At 56.7% G+C, this 23,547-nt stretch carries 18 protein-coding genes; 7 read left to right on the top strand and 11 right to left on the bottom strand.

Annotation, left to right across the window (positions count from 1 at the left end; genetic code table 11):
• Positions 1–7: 7 nt before the first annotated feature.
• Genes KI235_RS11560 through KI235_RS11570 form a run of 3 tightly spaced genes read left to right on the top strand, consistent with a single transcriptional unit; the run spans position 8 to position 4,122 of the window.
• On the top strand, positions 8–1,144 hold the full coding sequence (locus tag KI235_RS11560) for a YCF48-related protein (RefSeq protein WP_244864295.1): 1,137 nt from the start codon (positions 8–10) through the stop codon (positions 1,142–1,144).
• Positions 1,141–3,543 carry an MMPL family transporter gene (locus tag KI235_RS11565; RefSeq protein ID WP_212795734.1) on the top strand — a complete coding sequence of 801 codons (2,403 nt, stop codon included), beginning with the start codon at positions 1,141–1,143 and terminating at the stop codon, positions 3,541–3,543. Before KI235_RS11560 ends, KI235_RS11565 begins: the two co-directional genes overlap by 4 nt.
• On the top strand, positions 3,544–4,122 hold the full coding sequence (locus tag KI235_RS11570) for an NADPH-dependent FMN reductase (protein WP_212795735.1): 579 nt from the start codon (positions 3,544–3,546) through the stop codon (positions 4,120–4,122).
• 253 nt (positions 4,123–4,375) lie between these two features.
• Here the strand turns inward: KI235_RS11570 and KI235_RS11575 are convergent, their stop codons facing one another.
• From KI235_RS11575 to KI235_RS11585, 3 genes are all read right to left on the bottom strand, one after another.
• Positions 4,376–4,666 carry a type II toxin-antitoxin system ParD family antitoxin gene (locus tag KI235_RS11575; RefSeq protein ID WP_198795726.1) on the bottom strand — a complete coding sequence of 97 codons (291 nt, stop codon included), beginning with the start codon at positions 4,664–4,666 and terminating at the stop codon, positions 4,376–4,378.
• 669 nt (positions 4,667–5,335) lie between these two features.
• Positions 5,336–6,253, bottom strand: a complete 918-nt coding sequence (folD, locus tag KI235_RS11580; protein ID WP_244864296.1) for a bifunctional methylenetetrahydrofolate dehydrogenase/methenyltetrahydrofolate cyclohydrolase FolD — start codon at positions 6,251–6,253, stop codon at positions 5,336–5,338.
• Between the two features lie 60 nt (positions 6,254–6,313).
• Positions 6,314–8,743, bottom strand: coding sequence for an FAD-dependent oxidoreductase (locus tag KI235_RS11585; RefSeq protein WP_212795736.1), 2,430 nt, complete (start codon positions 8,741–8,743; stop codon positions 6,314–6,316).
• Positions 8,744–8,889: 146 nt separating this feature from the next.
• On the opposite strand from KI235_RS11585, the gene KI235_RS11590 reads away from it, so the two are divergent.
• Positions 8,890–9,765: a LysR family transcriptional regulator gene (locus KI235_RS11590; RefSeq protein WP_212795737.1), complete on the top strand. Its 876-nt coding sequence runs from the start codon at positions 8,890–8,892 to the stop codon at positions 9,763–9,765.
• 54 nt (positions 9,766–9,819) lie between these two features.
• Here KI235_RS11590 and KI235_RS11595 read toward each other — a convergent pair whose 3' ends face one another.
• Together KI235_RS11595 and KI235_RS11600 are read right to left on the bottom strand one after the other, a co-directional pair.
• On the bottom strand, positions 9,820–11,316 hold the full coding sequence (locus KI235_RS11595) for a CoA-acylating methylmalonate-semialdehyde dehydrogenase (protein WP_212795738.1): 1,497 nt from the start codon (positions 11,314–11,316) through the stop codon (positions 9,820–9,822).
• An 86-nt stretch (positions 11,317–11,402) separates the two neighbouring features.
• Positions 11,403–12,749, bottom strand: coding sequence for an aspartate aminotransferase family protein (locus tag KI235_RS11600; RefSeq protein ID WP_212795739.1), 1,347 nt, complete (start codon positions 12,747–12,749; stop codon positions 11,403–11,405).
• A gap of 159 nt (positions 12,750–12,908) precedes the next feature.
• Between KI235_RS11600 and KI235_RS11605 the strand changes: the two genes are divergently transcribed.
• The 3 genes from KI235_RS11605 (at position 12,909) to KI235_RS11615 (ending at position 16,798) form a co-directional block, all read left to right on the top strand.
• Complete coding sequence (locus KI235_RS11605; protein ID WP_198795728.1) at positions 12,909–13,829, top strand: LysR family transcriptional regulator; 921 nt, start codon at positions 12,909–12,911, stop codon at positions 13,827–13,829.
• Between the two features lie 139 nt (positions 13,830–13,968).
• Entirely contained in the window at positions 13,969–15,621 is a 1,653-nt protein-coding gene (locus KI235_RS11610) for an electron transfer flavoprotein-ubiquinone oxidoreductase (RefSeq protein ID WP_198795729.1), read from the top strand.
• 121 nt (positions 15,622–15,742) lie between these two features.
• On the top strand, positions 15,743–16,798 hold the full coding sequence (locus KI235_RS11615; RefSeq protein WP_060614016.1) for an ABC transporter substrate-binding protein: 1,056 nt from the start codon (positions 15,743–15,745) through the stop codon (positions 16,796–16,798).
• A gap of 160 nt (positions 16,799–16,958) precedes the next feature.
• Here KI235_RS11615 and KI235_RS11620 read toward each other — a convergent pair whose 3' ends face one another.
• The 6 genes from KI235_RS11620 to KI235_RS11645 form a co-directional block, all read right to left on the bottom strand.
• Positions 16,959–18,188: an OprD family porin gene (locus tag KI235_RS11620; RefSeq protein WP_212795740.1), complete on the bottom strand. Its 1,230-nt coding sequence runs from the start codon at positions 18,186–18,188 to the stop codon at positions 16,959–16,961.
• Between the two features lie 84 nt (positions 18,189–18,272).
• Positions 18,273–19,586: a dicarboxylate/amino acid:cation symporter gene (locus tag KI235_RS11625; protein ID WP_044059285.1), complete on the bottom strand. Its 1,314-nt coding sequence runs from the start codon at positions 19,584–19,586 to the stop codon at positions 18,273–18,275.
• 53 nt (positions 19,587–19,639) lie between these two features.
• Complete coding sequence (locus KI235_RS11630; protein WP_060614014.1) at positions 19,640–20,503, bottom strand: amidohydrolase family protein; 864 nt, start codon at positions 20,501–20,503, stop codon at positions 19,640–19,642.
• 113 nt (positions 20,504–20,616) lie between these two features.
• Positions 20,617–21,501 carry a LysR substrate-binding domain-containing protein gene (locus tag KI235_RS11635; RefSeq protein ID WP_212795741.1) on the bottom strand — a complete coding sequence of 295 codons (885 nt, stop codon included), beginning with the start codon at positions 21,499–21,501 and terminating at the stop codon, positions 20,617–20,619.
• 27 nt (positions 21,502–21,528) lie between these two features.
• Positions 21,529–22,455 (bottom strand): NAD(P)-dependent oxidoreductase, encoded by a 927-nt coding sequence (locus KI235_RS11640; protein ID WP_212795742.1) that lies wholly within the window; start codon positions 22,453–22,455, stop codon positions 21,529–21,531.
• On the bottom strand, positions 22,452–23,543 hold the full coding sequence (locus KI235_RS11645; RefSeq protein WP_212795743.1) for a 4-oxalomesaconate tautomerase: 1,092 nt from the start codon (positions 23,541–23,543) through the stop codon (positions 22,452–22,454). Before KI235_RS11645 ends, KI235_RS11640 begins: the two co-directional genes overlap by 4 nt.
• Between the last annotated feature and the right edge of the window lie 4 nt (positions 23,544–23,547).

The raw sequence follows: 23,547 nt of genomic DNA on the forward strand, positions 1-23,547 counted from the left end.
GCGGTGCATGGCCATCGCTTTTAGAGAGCGGCATCATCGGGGTTCAGACATGCCTATTTTATATTCAGGTCCCATGAAGGCCTTTATCGTCACTCTGTGGATGACGTTGATGTTTTATGGTTCAGGTGCTGTAGCGCAAACGACTGTATTGCCGCAGCAACCGGCCATCCATAGCACGATAGCAACGCAGTCGGTCATGCTCAGTGTGGCCCGGGCAGGGCGGCGGTTGGTGGCCGTGGGCGAGCGAGGTTTCATCATCGTCTCGGATGACAACGGGGCGACCTGGCGGCAAGTTGGTTCGCCGGTCAGCGTGACGCTAGTCAAGGTGCGTTTCATTGATGCCAACCACGGCTGGGCGGTCGGGCATGCTGGGATCGTCCTGCACAGCGCGGATGGTGGAATGACCTGGGTGAAACAGCTCGACGGCATCCAGGCTGCCGAAATCGAACTGGAACAAGCCAGGCGCGACACCGACGGGCAGGCCCCGGAGCGTCTGTCCCTGGCTCAACAGTTAATGGATGAAGGGCCGGATAAGCCGTTGCTCGACCTGCTTTTCCTTGATGCACGAAACGGTTGGGTAGTGGGGGCCTATGGCCTTGCCTTCGTCACTCATGACGGCGGGCTCAGTTGGCAATCCATTCGCTCCCGCGTCGAGAATCCAAACGGTTTGCATCTCTACGGTATCGCGCAGATAGGGACCGATGTCTTCATGACGGGCGAGCAGGGGACGTTGCTGCGTTCCAGCGACACGGGCCAGTCCTTCGAGGCGCTGACGCCCCCTTATGGGGGAACGATCTTCGGTCTTGCAGCCACCGACAACCATTCGATCCTGGCGTTCGGACTGCGTGGGAAGGCATTCGAGTCTTGGGATCGCGGCGAGACCTGGAAACGCCTCGACACCTTGCAGCCGGTGACGTTGACCAGCGGTCTGCGTCTTGATGACGGTTCGGTCGTGCTGGCAGACGAATCGGGCCGGGTGCTGCGTTTTGCCGATGGCGATACACAAGCCACCGCCCTTCAGATACCTCAACCTCGTTACTTCACAGGCATGACGCAAGCGGCGAACGGTGACCTGATCATCAGCAGCACGCGGGGCATGCTGTCGTCCGCCCTGAAAGTGGAATCGTCGGAGCCGTCACGATGAACAGTTTTACCCACTCTGCCGAACACTCGCCTGCACTTGCATCATCTACGTTTGATCCTGCTTCCGGGACCTTGGTCGAGCGATTGCTGTTCAATCATCGCAGCATTGTCCTGGGCATCTGTGTGCTGCTCAGCCTGGTGCTCGGCTATCAGGCGCTGAGCCTGAAGCTCAATGCCGCCTTTGAAAAAATGATCCCCACGGATCACCCCTATGTGCAGAACTATCTGCAAAACCGCAGCCAGCTGGGAGAGGGCGGCAATACCTTGCGGATTGCGATCGAGGCCAGGCAGGGCAGTATTTTCAGCGCCGCATACCTGGAAACGGTCAAGAAGATCAATGACGAAGTGTTCTTGCTCCCCGGTGTTGATCGGTCCTACATGAAGTCCCTCTGGACGCCGGCCACGCGCTGGATTGGCGTGACCGAGGAAGGCTTCGACGGCGGGCCGGTCATCCCGGACGATTACGACGGCTCGGCCAAAAGGCTGGAACAGGTTCAGCAGAACATCGAACGTTCGGGCGAGGTGGGGCGGCTCGTGGCCTCCAATTTCAAGTCCAGCATCGTGCTCCTGCCGCTTCAGGAAAGCACCTCGGATAACGGTACTCCGCTGGACTACAACGCACTGTCAAACCGACTCGAACAGATTCGGGCTAAGTATGAAAATGAGGACATCCAGATTCACATTACCGGTTTCGCCAAGGTGGTGGGGGACCTGATGGACGGCATGCGGCAGATGCAGCTGTTCTTCGCCGCGACCCTGGTGATCTGCGGGCTCGTGTTGTTCTGGTACACCCGTTGTGTGCGCAGCACAGTGCTGGTGCTGCTGTGCTCGATCATCGCGGTGGTCTGGTTGCTGGGCTTGCTGCCGACCCTGGGGTTCGACCTGGATCCGTATTCCATCCTGGTGCCGTTCCTGGTGTTTGCCATTGGATTGAGCCATGGCGCCCAGAAAATGAACGGCATCATGCAAGACATCGGCCGCGGTGCCGACAAGCTGGTGGCGGCGCGCTTCACCTTTCGCCGACTGTTCTTGACCGGGCTGATGGCGCTGGTGGCGGACGCCGTGGGATTTGCAGTGTTGATGATCATCAAGATCCCGGTGATCCAGGACCTGGCGGTTACCGCGACCCTTGGTGTGCTGACACTGATCTTTACCAACCTGATCCTGCTGCCGATCTTGCTGTCATACACCGGCGTGAGCAAAGTGGCGGCGCAACGGGAAGCCGCCAACGACCGTTTTTCCCAGCTGGACGCCCATCACGCACGGCATCCGCTCTGGGCTTTCCTGGATCGCTTCACCAAACGAAAATGGGCCACCGGCGCGATCCTCATCGGAGTGGTGCTGGGTGCGGTGGGCTTTGCCATCAGTCTTCACGTCAAGATTGGCGACTTGAATCCCGGCGCACCGGAGCTGCGTCCCGAGTCGCGCTACAACACCGACAACCGCTTCATGGTCAGCAACTTCTCCGCTAGCAGCGACAAGTACGTGGTGATGGTCAAGACCCCGCAGTATTTCTGCGCCAATTATCAGACGTTGGTAACAGTGGACGCCCTGGAGGCGCAACTGCAGCAGCTGCCGGGCGTGGTGTCCACCACCTCGCTGGCGGCGCTGAGCAAGCAGGCCGCCGCCGGCATGAACGAGGGCAGCATGACCTGGTATGAAATTCCCCGTAACCAGGGGCTCCTGAATGCAATCATCACCCGCGCGCCCCGTGAGTTGTTCAACCAGAACTGCGACCTGTTGACCGTGTACGTGTACCTCACCGACCACAAGGCTGACACGCTCACCCGCGTGGTGCAGACGGTCGAGCAGTTCGCAGCCAGCCATGACAGCGATAAGATTCAGTTCTTGAGCGCGGCGGGCAACGCGGGTATCGAGGCCGCTACCAATATCGTCGTGAGGCGTTCCAACGTCCAGATGCTGTTCATGGTGTACGCGGCGGTCATCGCCCTGTGCTTTATCACCTTCCGCTCCTGGCGCGCGGTGGTCTGCACGGTGTTGCCGCTGATGCTGACCTCTGTGCTGTGTGAAGCCTTGATGGTGGGGCTCAACATCGGTGTCAAAGTGGCGACCCTTCCAGTGATTGCACTGGGGGTGGGAATCGGCGTGGATTACGCGCTCTACATTCTCAGCGTGACACTTGCCAACCTGCGCAATGGTTCAAGCCTGTCGGATGCCTATTACCTGGCGCTGTTGTCCACCGGCAAGGTGGTGGTGATGACCGGGATAACCTTGGGAGTGGCTGTGACCACCTGGGTGCTGTCGCCGATCAAGTTCCAGGCCGACATGGGCATTTTGCTGGGCTTCATGTTCGTCTGGAACATGGTGGGGGCATTGATCCTGGTGCCCGCGCTCGCGCATTTTCTCCTCAAGCCCAAGCCACAGACCGTGAGTATCTAAATGACTGCAACGATAAACATCCTGGGCTTGTCCGGCAGCCTGCGTCGGCAGTCGGCGCATACAGCGATCCTGCGCACGGTGGCCGAACGATTGCCTGGGCATGTCCGGTTGACGCTCCATGGCTTGGACAGTATCCCGCCGTATAACGAGGATGACGATGGCGCTCATGCACCCCAGGCTGTGATCGCCTTGCGCGCCGCCGTGGCGGCGGCCGATGGGGTATTGATCGGCTCGCCGGAGTACAACCACGGTATGTCCGGCGTGTTGAAAAATGCACTGGACTGGTTGTCTCGTCCTCATGGTAAATCGGCGCTGCTGGGCTGTCCGGTATTGAGTTTCACTGCCTCGCCGGCGTTCACGGGTGGGGTGCGCGCGCATCAACAGCTCAATGAAACGCTCAGGGCGATCCAGGCGGTGCAGGTTGTCTATCCGCAGATCGTGATCGGCAACGTGACCAGCAAAATAGATCAGGGGCAGCTACGGGACGAATCAGCTCGGGCTTTTTTATTGGATGGCGTTGGCGCGTTGATCACGCAGATCGCTAACGCGCCTATGAGGGGACGTTCACGTTGCTCTTGATGCCTGCTGGAAACGAGTCCAGAATTAAGTCCATTCCTGCTTCAGGAATAACGGAAACCCTTTAAATTTCAATGGGTCGGACACCAGATACGAGTCTCGTTTCCCGCTCCAAGATTTAAAAAAAGCCACTCAGATGAGTGGCTTTTTTTTGTCTGAAATTTATGTGCCGAGGCGTCAGCCTGCGTCTGGGAGAGCCTGAGGATGCCGACAATGTCGGTGCGCGCAGCGTTGGAAATCCGACACTGCGGCATGCTCAGTGTGTCTCCCTCGCCGGGATGGTTGCCACCTGGCTCAATCCCTCAAGGAAATGCTCCAGATCCCCTTCGTTCAACTGAGTGAAGCGCCCGTGCTCAAGGTCCATGATGCCTATCGAGGTCGCCTGACGCAGGGCCTCGATTTTGGCGGCGTCTTCGGCGATGCGCTGTTCCAATAGACGCAAACCTTCCCGCATCACTTCGCTGGCATTCTGATAACGGCCGGACTGTACCAGGTCCTGGATAACCTGTTTCTGGTGAGGGGTGAGCACAACGTTTCGCGTCGCCATAGTTAGCTCCAGCTCTGAGCAAACAGGTTCTTTCTATCCTTGGCATATTATGCCATTTTGCCCGCGAGCATATAGTTTGGGATGTGTATCTGATGAGCTGTGTCGTACGGGGGGGCATCCTTCGCGCCGAACAGCGCGCTGGCTCCAGACCGCATGTGCACAGGGTCCAGTTGCAGGGGGGGCGTCGGGGGACAGCCTGATTGGTGGGCTTTGGACCTCAACTCCATCAAGGCCACCTCTAAGGCGAAGGCGAGCTGGTTTTGGTACCGGCGCTTAAGGACATCCGGTAGCGAGTATTGGGGGAGGGCATAGCTGCGACTCCATTCGAGAGAGTGGGGAGCTTAGCAGCGGGAATGGCTGACAACAAAAAGCCCGCGCATGGCGGGCTCTCTGTATGGGGTCAAATCCTTTTATCCGTTCAATCTGCGCCCCGTTCTGTGAGCATTTCGTGAAAAGCATGTTGCTGGAACGAAAAAACCTGGCACTTAGCCGGGCTTTCTGTCGATGGGGCCAAATCCCTTTGGCTGACCGCATTGTGCTTGGTGGGTGTGACGAAGGCATGACAGGGCGGATACGAAAACGCTGGCAAAAACCCACGTAAGGCGGTAAGGCGGGCCTCTCCATAAGGATTGATCGGTTATCGGTTAAACCGCTCCGCTATTTATACTGTCAGTAGCGTGCAGCAGTATTACTCTCAATCGCCTCCGCAGCTGCCAGGGTGTTTTTCATCAAACAAGCAACGGTCATAGGACCAACGCCGCCAGGAACTGGAGTCATGGCCGCCGCGATGTCCTTGGCAGAGTCGAAATCGACATCACCGACTAAAACCGAAACTCCGTTTTTCTCGACTCTGTTGATACCAACGTCAATGACCACTGCACCCGGCTTGATCGCCCTTGCATCAATAAATTCCGCCCGTCCAATCGCTACCACCAGGATGTCGGCCTGACGACATTCAGCGATGAGATCTCGTGTTCGGGAATGCACAATCGTGACCGTGCAATTTTCCTGTAAGAGCAAATTCGCCATTGGCTTTCCGACGATGTTGGACCTGCCGACAATTACCGCTTTTTTACCGCTAAGGTCACCGATCTGATCCTTCAACATCATCAGGCATCCCAGAGGAGTGCACGGAATCAGTTTGGCTTTACCCTGACCCAGCAGACCCACGTTGATCGGATGGAAACCGTCGACATCTTTGACCGGGTTGATTGCCGCAATAACCTTCGACTCATCGATGTGGGCGGGCAACGGGAGCTGCACCAAAATCCCATGCACATAGCGGTCATTGTTCAGCTTATCGATCAGGTTCAGCAGGTCCGCTTCGGACGTTTCGCTTTCGAGTAGGTGAGGGAAGGAGTCAATCCCGGACTCAAGCGCCTTTTTCATTTTGGTTTTCACGTAAACCTGGCTGGCAGGATCGCTCCCGACTAGGACGACAGCCAGCCCCGGTGCCCTGCCGCGCTTCTCCCTGAAGGCCCTTGCACCGACGGCAACATCCTTGCGCAAGATTTCGGCAAACGCCTTCCCATCGATTATGGAGGCCTCTGCATTGGGCGCTTTATCCAAAGGTTGTGTAGTGGTCATTTCGTCCTACCCATTAGCGGTCAGAAAGCTGCCTCCACGTTCTTGAAGGCAGTTGCATAATCAAGATTTCAGGCGTTCGCCTTTCGGGTCGTAAAGGCATCCACGAATGACTTTCGCGGAGCATTCTTCACCCAGAATTCTGATGGTGAGTTCAGTATCCAGGGACGCGAGTTCGTGCTTGATGAAACCCATGGCCAAACTCTTATTAACGCGATAACCATAGGCTCCGGATGTGGTAAGCCCTACCAGTTTCCCTTGATGGAAAATGGGCTCGCTACCCAATGCATCAGCAGGGCCCGCTTGAACTTCCATCAGCACGAGACGGTGGGTGCTCGGCCTCTCTTTTTCTGCCAGCACTGCCGCACGCCCTTCAAAATCACCTTTATCGGTCTTGATGAAGTAGCTCATGTTGGCAGCCAGCGCCGAGTACTCGGTTGTCAGCTCGCGGCCCCAGATTTGATAGCCCTTTTCGATACGCATCGAGTCCATGGCCCGCAGCCCGAAGTCGACGATTCCATGTGCTTCTCCCGCCCAGACGAGGGCTTCGTAGAGAGCTTGCTGATGTTGGAGTGGGTGGTGAAGTTCCCATCCCAGTTCGCCGACAAAGTTCATCCGCAATGCTCGAACGGGAGCGCCGACAACCTGGATCTCCTGGCCGGTAAACCATGGGAACGCCTCATTGCTCAGATCGGCGTCGGTTAGTTTTGCCAGTACTTCTCGTGCTCTAGGGCCTGCCAGGATGAGCGTGCCCCAATCCCTGGTGATGTTCGCGATGGAGATATCTGCGTACTTCGTTGCCCGTTGCCGCAGCCAATCTTCAATCAGCAGCTCACAAGCCGCCGGGCACATCAGGTAAAACGCGCCGCTCTCCAGCAGCGTCATGGAGAACTCCCACGCCACGCTACCTGATGGGGTGAGCACATGGGCGAGAGCCACATCCCCGCATTTGGCAGGAACCTGGTTGGGGCTGATCCGATCCAGAAATGAACGAGCATCCTTTCCAGAGATCTCGAATTTTGTGAAGGCGCTCAGATCGAGGATACCCACACGATTCTGCACGGCTTCGCATTCCGACCGGACTGCCGCATCCCAATTGCCCCGGCTGTAGCTGAAGTTTTCGACAGGGGCATTGGCAGGTTGCGCAAACCAGCTGGCACGCTCCCAGCCGTAATAAGCGCCGAACACCGCATTCTTGTGTTTGAGGATTTCGTAAATCGGCGTGGTCTTCACTTCGCGACACGCCGGGCGCATCGCGTATTCGTTCGGGCAGCTTAGTTGGTATTCGTTGGCGTACAGTTCAAGCGATTTGGTGACGGTGTAGGAAAGATTGGCGTAGCTACCAAAGCGTCGGGAATCCAGCTCCCAAAGTTCAACCTCAGGGTGGCCGTCGATGATCCACTGAGCAAGGTATCGGCCGGCGCCACCGCCCTGAGTGATCCCGAAACTGAAACCTGCGCAAGCAAAGTAGTTGTCGTAACCGTGCACCGGGCCGAGTAGGGGAAGGCCATCCGGGGTGTACACGATAGGGCCGTTGACCACGGTCTTGATGCCGCCGTCACCGATTATCCCCACCTGTTCCATCGCTGCACCGATGATTTCTTCGAGACGGTTCAGTTCCGGTTGCAGCAGTTCCTGACCGAATGTTGCTGGAACACCATCGACTGCCCAGGCCACAGGCTCGCGCTCGTACGGCCCGAGGATCAGCCCCTTGCCCTCTTGGCGAAGGTAGTAGGAAATATCGGGATCGCGAAGCAGGGGCAGATGGTTGGATCTGTCCACCAGGGCTGGAATATTGTCAGTGACCAGATACTGATGTTCCAGGGAACAGATGGGGAACTGATGGCCGATCATCGCGGCCACTTCATTGGCTCTGAAACCTGCGGCGTTCACGATAATGTCTGCGTGAATGACACCTTGTTCGGTAGTGACTTGCCATTTTTTGTCGGCGAGTTGAGTAATCGCGGTAACCGGATTGTGCCGAACAATCGTAGCGCCGTAACCACGGGCCAATTGTGCCATGGCATTGGTCACACTGGTGGGATCGATATGACCGTCATACGGGTCCCAAAGCCCACCCAGCAATCCGGTGGTGTCCAGGAAGGGATGCAGTTCCTTCAGACGTTCATTGTCGACCACTTCGACGCCAGGCAAACCTGCGAGCGTGGCCAAGCCTGCTACCCGTTTGAACTCATCCAGACGTTCCTTGGTATGCGCAAGCCGGATAGAACCTGTTTGATGGTGGCCGACCGATTGACCAGTCTGTTCCGCGAGTTGTTGATACAACTCGATGCTGTTTTTCTGAAGCTTCATGATGTTCAGGCTGGTGCTGAACGAAGGAAGGTTGCCCGCGGCGTGCCAGGTGGATCCAGATGTCAGTTCAAGCTTCTCCACCAGCATGACATCCGTCCAGCCGGATTTGGCCAGATGGTAAAGCGTGCTCACACCAGTAATGCCACCACCAATCACTAAAACTTTGGCTTCCGATTTCATCTCGGGGGATCCTTTGACGGGTCTATTGGAGACGTGATTCGCCGGGGCTCCGGGCGTCTGGATTCGATGCTAAGGCGCTTGAGATGGCACTACAAACGATGTATACCAGTGTCATTTATAAGTAGGGCTTATGCCGGGGTGCCGCGATGTCGTTGACCAATCTTCAGCTCAACTGGCTTCGGACGTTTGAATCCGTCGGGCGACATTTGAGCTTTTCGGCCGCGGCCATTGAACTGAACATGAGCCAATCGGCGGTCAGCCAGCAGATAAAATTGCTCGAACACAAACTGGGCAAGGCGCTATTCCTAAGGCAAACACGTTCGATCCAACTGACCGTATCGGGGCGGGCGTATTTGGCAGTGGTCCGGGAAGGCCTTTGGCATATGCACCAAGGGATGAACAACATCTTCAGCTCGGTCGCCCAAGGCGTACTTGAATTGAGCGTAAACAACTCCTTTGCGCAGTTGTGGCTCGCCCCGCGCATGGAGCGGTTTGCTGAGCTGTATCCGCAAATTTCTCTTCGCATGTACGGTGTTAACTGGGAGGCGGATGCGCCACCTTCCAGCGCAGAGCTGGAGATTCGTTATGGTGCCGGTAACTGGCAGCAGTACGATATCCAACAGCTGCTCTCGACTGAGCTGAAACCTTACTGCTCGTTGGACGTTGCCGCCAAACTTCGCAACGCCGGGGGATTGCTCAGCCTGCCCTTGATCGATGTGTTGGGCACACCCAATGGCTGGAGTGACTGGCTGGCTACTTACCCGCAAGGCGAGGCGGAAAACTATCAGCGGTTTTACGTCGATAGTTACGCAATCGCGGCGAGCATGGCGATTGAAAACGCAGGCGTGTGTCTGCTTAACGAGGAACTTGTGGAGAAATCCAGGCTGCGTGGACAGCTTGTGTCGCCGCTCGATCAGAGCATTGAATGCCTTGCCGGTTTCTACCTGCTGAAGCCGCATAACAAGCCGCTGTCAGGGGCTGCACAGGCGTTTTGTACCTGGCTGGAGTCGGAGCTTCGTTAATCTCTGCGAAATGGGTGAGGAATCGGGAGCCCGCCATAAGCGGGCTCCTTTCCCTTAACTGTTACTCGGAAACGCGAACTGCGCAGCCTCATGGCTGGCACGTTGCGGCCAGCGCTGTGTAATCGCTTTACGACGAGTGTAGAAACGAACACCATCCGGACCATACGCATGAAGATCGCCAAACAGCGAGCGTTTCCAGCCGCCAAAGCTGTGGTACGCCACCGGAACCGGTAGCGGAACGTTCACACCCACCATGCCCACCTCGATCTCGTCACAGAACAGGCGCGCAGCTTCACCGTCGCGAGTGAAGATGCAAGTTCCGTTGCCGTACTCGTGATCGTTGATGAGTTGCATGGCCTGTTCAAGGCTCGCTACGCGCACGATGCACAGCACGGGGCCGAAAATCTCCTCCTTGTAGATGCGCATTTCAGGCGTTACGCGGTCGAAGAGGCATCCACCTAAGAAGAAGCCATTTTCGTTGTTGTTTACCTGAAGCCCACGACCATCAACGACCAGATCGGCCCCCGACTCAACACCTTCGTCCACGTAGCCCTTCACTTTGTCCCGGTGGGCGCGAGTGATCAGTGGCCCCATGTCGAGGCCACAGGATGTGCCTGCGCCAATTTTCAACGCCTGGATCTGCGGTACCAACTTATCGATCAGCGCATCGGCGATTTGGTCACCCACACAAACGGCGACGGAAATCGCCATACAGCGTTCGCCGCAGGAACCGTAAGCCGCCCCCATCAGGGCGCTAACGGCATTGTTCAGGTCAGCGTCCGGCATGAGCACAGCATGGTTTTTAGCGCCGCCCAAGGCCTGGACACGCTTGCCGCGTTTTGTGCCTTCGGCGTAGATGTATTCAGCAATAGGCGTCGACCCTACAAAGCTCAATGCTTTCACTTCCGGCGCTTCGATCAACGCATCGACCGCTTCTTTGTCGCCGTGAACTACGCTCATCACCCCTTTAGGCAAACCCGCTTCTATCAGCAACTCTGCAATGTAAAGGGTAGAGCTTGGGTCGCGCTCAGAAGGCTTGAGAATGAAGCAGTTGCCACACACGATGGCTAACGGATACATCCAGAGTGGAACCATCGCCGGAAAGTTGAACGGCGTAATACCGGCCACCACGCCAACAGGTTGGAAGTCGCTCCAGGCGTCAATGTTCGGGCCAGCGTTGCGGCTGAACTCACCCTTCAGGATTTCAGGGGCCGCGCACGCAAACTCAACGTTCTCGATCCCGCGTTTGAGTTCTCCGGTGGCATCTTCAATGGTTTTGCCATGCTCTTCGCTGATCATCCGGGCGATTTTGGCTTCGTTCTGTTCCAACAATTGCTTGAAGCGAAACATGACCTGAGCACGCTTGGCGGCCGGCGTCTTGCGCCATGCGGGAAAGGCGGCTGTCGCGGAGTCAATGGCGTGTTGAACGGTGGCGCGATCCGCGAGTGAAACCTGATGGATGACCTCGCCCGTGGAAGGGTTGAACACGTCCGCGGTGCGGCCGGCGGTGGCGATATGCTCGCCGTTGATCAGGTGTTGAATGATGCTCATGGATGAAGACCTGCAAGATTGAAAATTGAAGTGATGCTGGCGGAGTTGCCCCGCCAGCACAGGTGGTTTGCCTGCACGTTGTTGCGTTAATCGATGTGGTTCAAGGCTTCCCCGACGGCGTCAAACATCCGGTCAAGATCTTCAGGTTTAGCGTTGAAGGTCGGTCCGAACTGAAGGGTGTCGCCACCGAAGCGCACGTAGAAACCCGCTTTCCAAAGCGCCATGCCCGCCTCGAACGGCCGAACAATCGCATCACCTTCACGGGGTGCAATTTGAATAGCGCCTGCGAGGCCGCAGTTCCTGATGTCCACAATGTGTTTCGCGCCCTTGACGCCGTGCAATGTGCGTTCGAAATGCGGTGCCAGATCAGCTGATTGCTGGATGAGGTTTTCCTTCTCCAGCAGATCCAGTGTTGCGAGGGCCGCAGCGCAGGCAACCGGGTGCGCCGAGTAGGTGTAGCCATGGCCAAATTCGACCGCGTATTCCGGACTCGTCTGATTCATGAAGGTTTGGTAGATCTCACTGGAAGCGATCACGGCGCCCATTGGAATGGCGCCGTTGGTGATCTGTTTGGCCACGTTCATGATGTCCGGCTTCACGCCGAAGTACTCCGCGCCGCTCCAGGTACCCATCCGCCCGAACCCGGTGATCACTTCGTCAAAGATCAACAGGATGTTGTGTTGAGTGCAGATCTCGCGAAGGCGCTGCAAGTAACCTTTGGGAGGCACGATGGCACCTGCGGAGCCCGACATCGGCTCGACAATAACGGCTGCGATGTTCGTCGCATCGTGCAGTTCAATGAGTTTGAGCAGCTCATTTGCCAGTTCCACGCCACCGGTTTCCGCCATGCCTTTGGTGAAGGCCATTCCCGGCTGCAACGTGTGGGGCAGGTGGTCGACATCCATCAGTTGACCGAACATCTTGCGGTTGCCCCCGATGCCACCCAGGCTCGTGCCCGCGATGTTCACGCCGTGGTAGCCGCGTGCTCGGCCGATCATTTTGGTCTTGGTCGACTGACCCTTGAGGCGCCAGTACGCCCGGGCCATTTTGACCGCGGTGTCCGCGCACTCGGAGCCCGAGTTGGTATAGAACACATGGTTCAGGTCGCCGGGCATGAGGTCAGCGACGCGCTCGGACAACATGAACGATAACGGGTGGCCGTATTGAAACGCAGGCGAGTAATCCAGCGTACCTAACTGAAGGGCTACGGCTTCCTGGATTTCTTTGCGCGAATGGCCTGCACCGCAGGTCCACAGGCCGGAGAGGCTGTCGTAGACCTTTCTGCCGTCGGAATCGGTCAGCCAACTGCCTTGAGCCGAAACGATGAAACGTGGATCGCGCTGGAAGTTGCGATTTGACGAGAACGGCATCCAGTGCGAGTCCAGTTTCAGCTGGCTGGCCAGGGAAGGTGTGTGAGCCTGTTGTGTGTTCATGAGCAGTGGTCCTCGTGGAGAGATACTCATCGTGGTCAATCGGAGAGTTGTCCTGTTGAGCGTCCTGAATGCGAATTCAAGGCTTGCTTAGAAACTGACACGCGATTAGATTCGATAAAACATACCTTTCGATACCTTTAGTTTCAGGTTGTCTAAACTATGAAAGCGCGCCGTCCCAATCCCGTTGCTCAAGTCACTGATTTTGATATTCGAATGCTCAAAATTTTTCGGAGTGTCGTGGAATGCGGTGGGTTCTCCGTTGCCGAGAGTGTTCTCGGTGTTGGCAGGTCAGCGATCAGCCAGCAAATGACAGAGCTTGAACAGCGATTAGGCTTACGGTTATGCCAGAGAGGGCGCGCCGGGTTCTCCCTGACGGAGGATGGGCAGCAGGTGTACGAGGCGTGTTTACGCTTGTTGTCCGCAATGGAGGGATTTCGAAGCGAAGTCAACGGGATGCACAGTCACCTTCGGGGCGAGTTGATCATTGGCCTGACGGACAACCTGGTAACGATGCCGCACATGCGTGTCACGGACGCACTGGCTTCACTCAAGAAGAAAGGACCTGACGTTCAGATTCAAATTCGAATGAGTACACCTGGTGAGGTTGAGCAAGGCGTGCTGGATGGTCGCCTGCACGTTGGCGTCATCCCGCAAGTCGGTGCGCTTTCAGGTCTTGAATATCAGCCGCTGTATAGCGAGCGTTCCCAGCTCTATTGCGGTGTTGGCCATCCTTTGTTTTTCCTCAAGGATCTGGATTTGAGTGAGCAGCGTATCCAGGAGCAGGACGCCATAGCCCCGACATTCCGCCTACCTGCAACCATCCAGGAGCACTATCAAGCGCTGAAGTGCACTGCCAGCGCATCGGATCGGGAAGGGATGGCTTTCCTGATTCTCACCGGGCAGTACATCGGTTACCTGCCCGACCATTACGCGCGGAGTTGGGTTGCAGAAGGAAGGCTCAGAGCACTGAAACCCTATTCCTGTTTTTACGATCTGACGCTGGCTTCTGTCACTCGAAAAGGTCGCCGTCCCCATTTGGTTTTGGAGACCTTTCTGGAATCGCTTGCGGTGAACGGGTGACGGGTTGTCGAGCCTCCGAGTGGTCACTCATGGATTAGCTCAACTTATTAATAAGCAACTGATACATCGTTTGTTGTAGCTGTTAAGCCGCTCGTACGATGGGCTCCAGAGGCTATGTTCGATGCCTGTGGAGGTTTTGATGCAACGCGAGGCTATGGAATTCGATGTCGTCGTAGTGGGTGGAGGGCCTGCCGGGCTATCTGCTGCCATTCGCCTGCGTCAGCTGGCGATTGCAGAAGGACGGGACCTGACGGTATGTCTCGTTGAAAAAGGCGCAGAGGTCGGCGCGCACATCATGTCCGGTGCTGTATTCGAACCCACCGCGCTCAATGAATTATTTCCTGACTGGCGAAACATGGGGGCACCACTGAACACCCCGGTGCAGTCAGACGAAATTTTCTATCTGTCATCCTCGAGCCTTTCAATTCGGGTTCCCGGGGTGTTCGCGCCCAGCACGATGCACAACGAAGGTAACTACATCGTCAGCCTGGGCAACGTTTGTCGTTGGTTAGGCCAGCAAGCGGAGGCTCTGGGCGTCGATGTGTTTCCAGGCTTTCCTGCTTCCGACGTTCTGTACGATGAGGCAGGCAGGGTCAGAGGCGTTGTAACCGCAGACATGGGTGTGGGACGGGCCGGAGAACACAAAGGCGGCTTCACCCCGGGTATCGAGCTGATCGGTAAGCAGACTGTCTTCGCGGAAGGCTGTCGCGGGCACTTGGGCAAGCAACTGATCAGCAAGTATCAGCTCGATGCCGATTCCGATCCTCAACACTACGGTTTGGGTATCAAGGAAGTCTGGGAAATCCCCGCTGCGCAACATGTTCCCGGGCTTGTGATTCATAGCACTGGATGGCCATTGACCCAGAGTGGCACGCAGGGTGGCGCCTTCATGTATCACTTGGAGGACGGCACGGTGGTGATCGGGCAGGTCGTGGATCTCAACTATCGCAATCCTTACCTCTCGCCGTTTGATGAGCTTCAACAGCTCAAACATCACCCTCTTTACGAGCAGTATCTTCGGGGCGGCTCTCGCATAAGCTACGGCGCGCGAGCCATTGCGAAAGGCGGGCTTCAGTCCTTGCCGAAAATGCACTTTCCGGGTGGTCTACTGATTGGGTGTGATGCCGGCACCTTGAATTTCGCCAAGATCAAAGGCTCCCACACGGCGATGAAGTCCGGAATGCTGGCGGCTGAAACGATCTTTGAGGCTTTTGCTGCCAATGAGTCGGCTGGCCAGGATCTGGCAGCGTATGACGGGAAATTCAGGGCATCGTCCATCCACGACGAACTTTACCAGCAGCGTAATTTCGGACCCGCCATGCACAGGTTCGGCAATCTGATCGGGGCCGCATACGCCTGGGTTGATCTGAACCTGTTGAAAGGGAAATTGCCTTGGACTTTCCACGACAAACGCCCCGACTACTCGACCATGGATCCTGCCGATAGCGCTTCGGTCCTTCACTACCCGAAGCCCGATAACGTCCTGAGTTTCGATAAAACTTCCTCAGTCTATCTGTCGAACACGAACCATGAAGAAGACCAGCCCTGTCATCTGACGCTCAGGGACTCCTCAATACCCATTGCTTTTAACCTGCCCACCTTTGCCGAGCCTGCGCAACGGTACTGTCCTGCCGGTGTGTACGAGATTGTGCAGGAAGGGGCGGCGAGCCGATTTCAAATCAATGCGCAGAACTGTCTGCACTGCAAAACCTGTGACATCAAGGACCCGAGTCAGAACATCGTTTGGCGTGCACCCGAGGGAGGCGGGGGGCCCAACTACACCAGCATGTAGAGGAGAAAGAGTCGCTACGCGATTGAGCGACCGGAGCGTTACTAGTGCGATGCGTGGAACAGAACAATAACTAATTCGATGAACACACTGCCTTCCTTACTAGAAATCTATCGGGAGCGTCATGAAAAAATTAGCGTTAGTCCTCGTCTCTGGTTTGACCTCCTTCGCCGTAATGGCGCAAGAAAACCTGACGGTTGTCACATATGGCGGGAGTGTCGCGGCGGCTCAGCAGCAGGCTGCGATCAAACCCTATGCAGATAAAACAGGCGTCAAGATTCGTACTGAAGATTATTCGGGAGGTATCGCCCAACTCAAGGCCCAGGTTGAGTCTAAAAAAGTTGCCTGGGATGTGATCGACATGGAACTGCCAGATGCTGTGCGGGCATGCAATGCCGGTTTGCTGGTCCGCATCAACCCGGCGAAAGATCTCGAGGCCGCGCCTGATGGCTCCACAGCGAAGGATTTTCTTCCAGGTTCACTTAATGATTGCGGGGTCGGTGCCTACATCTGGAGTACGACGGTGGCCTACAACACCAATGCCTTTAAAGGGCAGCCACCAACCACGCTGGCTGATTTCTTTGACCTCAAGAAATATCCTGGCAAGCGTGGCCTGCGTAAAGCCCCCCAGGCGAACCTTGAATGGGCTTTGTTAGCCGATGGTGTTCCTCGTGATCAGGTATACGCAACACTTGAGACTGATAAGGGGCTTGAGAGGGCTTTTCACAAACTCGACTCTATCAAGAGCCAAGTGATCTGGTGGGAGGCTGGCGCTCAACCTCCACAGTTGCTGGCTGACGGTCAGGTCACGATGACCTCCGCCTGGAATGGCCGGATCTGGGCCGCACAAACGAAAGAAAAACAGCCATTCAAAATCATCTGGGATGGTCAGATGTATGACATCGATGTGTGGGCTGTTCCGGTTGGTGCTCCCAACATGGCCAAGGCCATGGACTTCCTGCGTTTCGCAACCTCCACTCAGATTCTGGCGGACCAAAGCCAGTACATCGCTTATGGGCCTACACGCAAGTCGTCCCAGCCACTGGTCCACGCTGATATGAAGTCGAGTATGCCGACTGATCCAGATAACTTTGCGACAGCATTGCAGGTGGATTCGCAGTGGTGGGGTGATCATGCTGACGAGCTGAATGAACGTTTCAATGCCTGGCTTGCAAAATGATCCCCTGAATCTAGCCGTCAAGCCGTGTGGGTCGGCTTGCCATCGAAGTACCAGATTCGATGAGGGGTAACGGCTAGTAGCCTGGCTGAACCAAAAGGAATTGTTCTCTGTTTGGTGCACATTTGCCCGACGCTAGCGTCGGGCTTTTTTTGTGCGTTATTTAAAACAAAGAAAATGCGTAACTGGCGATCAACCGATTTTCATCAATGTCGCGACCATCATCGCTGCGGTAGGTTGCGTTACGCCAGCGGACGGAGAGGCCTTTCAGGACGTCTTGAAAAGCGTAGGTCACATCGATGTCGCGCTCCCATTCCTTTTCGGCGCCTGTTTTGTCCAAGCCTGTCCCGCGGATGTAAGCGGTGAAAAAGGTCAGGCCAGGAATACCCATTGCCGCGAAGTTGTAGCCGTAGCGCATTTGCCAACTGCGCTCACCGGCACTACCGAAGTCGTGGTATTGCACGTAGTTGGGCAAGTAGGGGTTGTTGATGTAAGGGAAACCGGTCGCGCCCTTCATGACTTGGTAGGTGGCCATTACGCTGTGGCCGCTGTCGAGGTTGTAGCCCAACGCTGCGGAGTAGGCCCGGTTATCGACCTCACCCGCTTTTGCGGCGCCGATATCTCTGCTAGAGAACGCACGTACATCGGTGGTCACTTTGCCTTTTCCAATACGCGTGGTGTGAACCAGTCCGAGGAATTGCTGGCGATACACGTCGTCCAACTCACCGTAGTAATAACTTCCCGTGAGTGTCGGCGTGAGTTCATAGCTGCCACCCCCATAACGGAAGCGGTCTCCGACACCTGTTGCCTTGTAACGCCCATCTTTGGCCGCAATACCGATATCACGTTTATCGGTAGAGTCCGGCGTGACGGTTTTATCGAACTGCGCGAAATTGACGGTCAGGTGTTCGATCTCGCTGGAGCTGAGTTGGGTGCCTTGGAACGTCTGGGGAAACAGGCGACTGCCATTGAATTGCAGCACCGGAACTTTGGGCAATGCAATGCCGTAGTTCATGGTTGTTTTCGAGAACCTGACCTTGGCCGCCACTCCACCCTTTGAGTACTCGTCAGCGGCTTCACCGGAGGCGCGTCGTGGTAACAGGCCGCTACCGGTACGGTCTGGGCTGGAATCCAATTGAAAACCAGCGTATCCCAAGGCATCGATGCCGAATCCTACAGTGCCCTGTGTAAAGCCGGACGCGTAGTTAAGCAAAAAACCTTGTGCCCATTCATCCCGCTTGGACACGCCGACGCCATCCCGGAAGTCGCCGTTGTAGTAGAAGTTGCGTGCTTCCAGGGTTGCCTTGCTGTCTTCAATAAAGCCTTGGGCAAGCGTGGAAATGCTCCAGCAGACACCGGGTACGAACAATGCAATAGAGAGGTTACGGTTCATTTTTATTATATTCCTGACACGACGGGTCGCTGTTCGGTACTGGACCGAACAGAAACGCGACGGAAAGTTGTGAGGGGAGAGGTGTTAAGCCTTGCAGCCCAGCTCTTGAGCCAGCTTTTTGCGGTCCAGCTCTTTTTCCCAGGCGGAAACCACCAAGGTCGCTACACCGTTGCCCACGAGGTTGGTCATGGCCAGCCCTGTGCCCATGAAGCGATGGATGCCCAGAATCAGCACCATACCGGCGACGGGCACGACCGGTATCACCATCAAGGTGCTGGTCAGCATGACGAATGCGGCGCCTGACACGCCACTGGCGCCCTTGGATGTCAGCATCGCCACGATCACCAGGGTCAACTGTTGTGACAGGCTCAAGTCAATGTTCAACGCCTGGGCAATGAACAGCACGGCCATCGTCAGGTAGATGTTGGTACCATCCAGGTTGAAGGAATATCCGGTCGGAATCACCAGGCCCACGACGGGCTTGGAGCAGCCCAGGCGTTCCATTTTGTCCATGATTTGCGGCATCACCACCTCTGAAGAGCTGGTACCCAGCACCACCAACAGTTCCTCTTTGATGTAGCCAAGGAAACGCAGAATGCTGAAACCACACAACCGGGCGACGCTGCCAAGGACAACGATGATGAAAAATATGCAGAGCAAATAGAAGCTGCCAATCAGTTTGAGCAGTGGCAGCAGCGACTGGACACCGTAGGTGCCGACAGTGAACGCGATGGCACCAAATGCACCCACGGCGGACAGTTTGGCGATGATGTGGACAATGCGGAAAAATACCCCCGACAAACCCTCGACGATGTCGTACACCGGCTTGCCTTTCTCTCCCATGGCTGACAACGCGCAACCGAACAACACCGAAACCAGCAAGATGCAGAGCACGTTGCCCTCGGTGAAGGCCTGGGAGAAGGTAGTAGGGATGATGCCCATGAGGAAATCGACCATGTGCAAATGCTGGGCTTTTTCCGCGAAGCCGGTGACGGCCTTGGCATCGAGCGTGTTGACGTCAACGTTGAAGCCGCCGCCGGGGTTGAACAAGTGGCCACCGATCAACCCGATCAGCAGTGAGACCGTTGAAATGACTTCGAAGTACAACAATGCCTTGCCGCCGACACGGCCGACCTTTTTCAGATCACGCATGCCAGCGATACCGGTCACCACCGTACAGAAAACGACGGGGCCGATGATCATTTTGATCAGTTTGATGAACGCATCGCCCAACGGTTTGAGGTCGGCGGCGAAATCAGGCCAGAAGTGACCGACCAGCACACCGGCGATGATTCCCAGCAGGACCTGGAAATACATCGCACGGTAAAAGGGTTGTTTGGTTTTTACGTGAGTGCTGGTCGGTGTTTCGACCTGCGCGGGCACAGGGATAGGGCTCATAAGGTTTACTCGCTGCCATCTTATTGTTGGAGGTGTGGCAAAGGGTCCTGCTGTCAGCGTCCGTACAATTTCAGCGGGTTGTCTACCAATAGCTTTTGGCGCAATACCGGGTCGGTGCAGAAGCGGAACATCAAATCCACCAGGCCGCCGTCGTTAGGCATGTCCTTGCTGATGTTCGGGTGCGGCCAATCGGTTCCCCAGAGCACTCGATCCGGGGCTGCCTGGATCAGTCGCTCGGCGAACGGGATTGCGTCATCGAAGGGCCGGCGACCGATCGACACCCGTTCAGCGCCACAGACTTTGACCCAGGCCAATGGATTTTCCATGAGATCGAGCAAGGCCAGAAAAGACGATTGTTCGATCCCGTCTTGAGCCTTGACGCGGCCCATGTGATCGATGATGAACGGCACGGGAATGCGTTCCAGGCGCTCGGCGTAAGTCAGAATGTCCTGAGCGTCCAGGTGCAACACCACATGCCAGCCAAGCGGGGCGAGTCGTTCCACCGTGCGATCAAACACCTCCAGGTCGGGTGCGCCGCCCAGGTGCGCGACAAAATTGAAACGCACCCCACGTACGCCGCCAGCGTCCATTTCGGCAAGTTGGGCGTCGGTTTCGCTGCCGTCGACAATGGCCACCCCACGATAACGTCCTTCACTGCGGGCAATGGCATCGAGCATCGCGCGGTTGTCATTGCCGTGACAGCTGGCCTGGACGATCACGGCGCGACTGAACCCCAGGTGGTCATGCAGGGCTCGCAACTGTTCATAGGGCGCGTCAGGCGGGGTGTAACTGCGGTCGGCGGCATAAGGGAACTGCGCGGCGGGGCCGAACACATGGCAGTGCGCGTCCCAGGCACCGACTGGCAGTGTTTGAATAGGTTTGCTGGGGTTGGAGTCCGGAGCCAGGCAACTTTTCATCGTGAGTCCTTATTGTTCTACGTTTGAAAGCGATGACTGATGGTCGTCGTTGCAAACGCGTCGAACAACAGAGTCTGAGTTCTAGCAGCTATGCAGTTTTTGCATGCATATCTTCACGGTATGCAGATTTCACGGACCATAGCCAATGTCTTCTCAGCCAGACGCGTCAACGGCCGCTGCTCCGAGGTCGCAATAAACAGGTGGGTAGGAATGGAGGGTTCGATAATCTGCGCCGCTCCCAAGCCATCCGGCAGACTGTTGCTTGTGGCGAGGGCAGAACGGAATAACACGCCATAGCCCATGCCCAGCTTGATCAGCTCCAGGAGTGAGGGAATGCTATCGATTTCCAGGCAGACGTCTAGGGTGATGTCATGGCGGGATGCCTGGGTTTCGACGAGCCGACGCAGCGAATGGGGCTCGCTGGGAATGATCAGTGGATAGCGCCCCAGGTCTTTCATGGCGACCGTGTCTGGCAGCTCCGAACGGGAGGCACCGATCAACATCAATGGCTCGGAATGGATGTGTTCGTAGTGCAGCTGCGCACTGTGGGCGGGGTTGAACAGGAGAGCGAAATCCAGCCGACCTAGCAATAGCCACTCCCGCATCGAATGACTCAAACCCTCTTTGATACCTAACGAACACGCGGGAAATCGCTCACGAAAAGCCGACACCAGGGCCACGGTATGGCGTCGGGAAATGCTCGGCGGAAGTCCGATCACCACTTTGCCGGACAAGGTGTCGCGTTGCTCGCGCAACTCTTCGCGAGCGACTTGCACCTGTCGCAAGATGCCTTTGCCGTGATCGAACAGGCGCTGGCCAGAAGCAGTCAGCAACACGCCACGGCCGTGGCGCAGCAGCAGATGCTCCTGTAATTCGACTTCCAGTTGTCGAACCTGGCGGCTGACCACCGACTGGGAAATGTTCAATACCGCGGCCGCTTTGGTAAAGCTTCCGAATTCGGCGACTCGTACGAAACATTCGAGTTGTTTTAAGTCCATGAGCCGTTCTCGGGGGAAAAGCTCATGTTAACGCTTTTCCTCCAATACGCTTTCCCGGGAGACGGGGCTGCCGTAGAGCGTATCGATCAAGCGTAGCCAGTCGAACGGTTCAAGACTTGAGTAATCAAGGTCGGCATCCAGCATGGCGTCCACAAGGCCCCGCTGGGCCTTGACGATGGCCTGGCTCATGTTGGGTACAACACCCATGTCGCTTGAGGTTTTTGCCACCTCTTTCATTTCTTCGGACCGGCGCAGACCATGTTCTGCCACGCGGCTGATCAAGTAGTCAGGTAGCGCGCCGTCCCAGCCCATCTGCGGGAAACTCTGATGTAATGAGGCCAGCACCTCGCGCTCAGCCTGATACTGTCGTGCGGTGCTCAAACACTCGGTCGTCAGCGCTTCCAGCCCCTTGATCATGATGCTGCGGCACATTTTGATTGCCGATGCGACACCCACTTCTTCGGACACCGGGCGAACGTTCATGCCCAGCTCACCGAGCCGCTCAGCAACCAGCCCGGCGGCTGAACCGCCTACCAAAATGGGTGTTTTCAAGCGTTGAGGCGGGACCGGGGCCATAACGGCGGCATCGATGTAACCGACGCCGCGCGGCTGCATGGCGGCGAATGCAGCCCGTTTGGTGGACGGAGCAACGGAATTGATATCGATGAACAGCTGATCGGATCTCATCAGCGCCGCTGCCGTCCGAGCAACATCCAGCGCCGCATCGGCGGTGACCGCTGAGATGACCCAGTTTGCGAGTGCAATGGCTTCGGCGAAACTGTCGCACAGACGGACGCCGCTGCGTCGAGCCTTGTCGTGGAGAGCGGCGCGAGTGCGAGGATCTTCGTGCAGGCGGTCATAGGTGAATACAGTCACGCCGGCAGCTACAAGATCCTGGCCAAAAATACGACCCGCCTCGCCGAAGCCAATCAGCGTGATGGTAGTCGGCTTCATGGTTTCACCTCATTCGGCCAGACGCCCTGCGCGACACATACCTCGCCGTCGAACAGCAACCGGGCCGTACGCAGCAGTCCACAGCCCGCCAGTTGGCCATTTTGCAGGCGCAATTCCACCGTGAACTCTCCCGTCGGATGTTCTACCGATACTTGTACGCGGTCACCGGTATGCGCTGCCTGGGCCAGTCCGCTGGCGACCGAGCCCGGAACCTGGCAGGCGGAAGCCACGCTCACCGCACCGAACACCCCGATCGAGGCGTGGCAACGATGGGGGATGAAAGTGCGACTGCAAATTGCGCCACCCTCTCGAGGGGCGGCAATCAAGGATACTTTCGGTACGCTGCGCTGACTGACATCCCCCAGATTCATCAATGGACCCGCCTGCAGGCGGATGGATTCGAGCCTGGCTTTGAGCTCGCTGTCAGCGTCCAATTGTTCGGCACTTTCGTAACCGCTACGACCGACATCGATGGCTCGAATCAAAATAACCGGCATGCCGTTATCGATGCAGGTCACATCAATACCGTCGAAACGATCTGCTGGGTTGCCGGTCGGCAGCAGTGCACCGCAGCTGGAGCCGGCAATGTCCTGGAATTCGATGATCAGTGGGGCGCCGGTGCCGGGAACGCCGTCGATGCGAGCTTCTCCTGCGTAACTGACCGAACCGTCCGGGGTGGGGACATGGGCGATGGCGATCTGACCGGTGTTCTCCATGAAAATCCGTACCGACGTAACGGGGCCCTGGACGTTCACCAGGCCACGTTCGATGGTGAACGGTCCAACCCCTGCCAGGATATTTCCGCAATTCTGGCCGTAATCGACCTGGGCCTGTTCCACCAGCACCTGGGCAAACAGGTAATCGACATCGGCGTCAGGACGCTCTGAGCGGCGAATGATCGCGACCTTGCTGGTCAACGAGTTCGCGCCGCCGATACCGTCTATTTGTCGGGTATCGGGTGATCCCATCACGGCCAACAATATCTGGTCACGCAGCGGCCCTTCCGCGGGGAGGTCGTGGGCAAGAAAGTACGCGCCCTTGGATGTGCCGCCACGCATCATCAAGCAGGGAATACGAGTCTGGCTCATACGG

This window comes from Pseudomonas sp. St386 (assembly GCF_018325865.1).
GTDB classification, from domain to species: domain Bacteria; phylum Pseudomonadota; class Gammaproteobacteria; order Pseudomonadales; family Pseudomonadaceae; genus Aquipseudomonas; species Aquipseudomonas brassicacearum.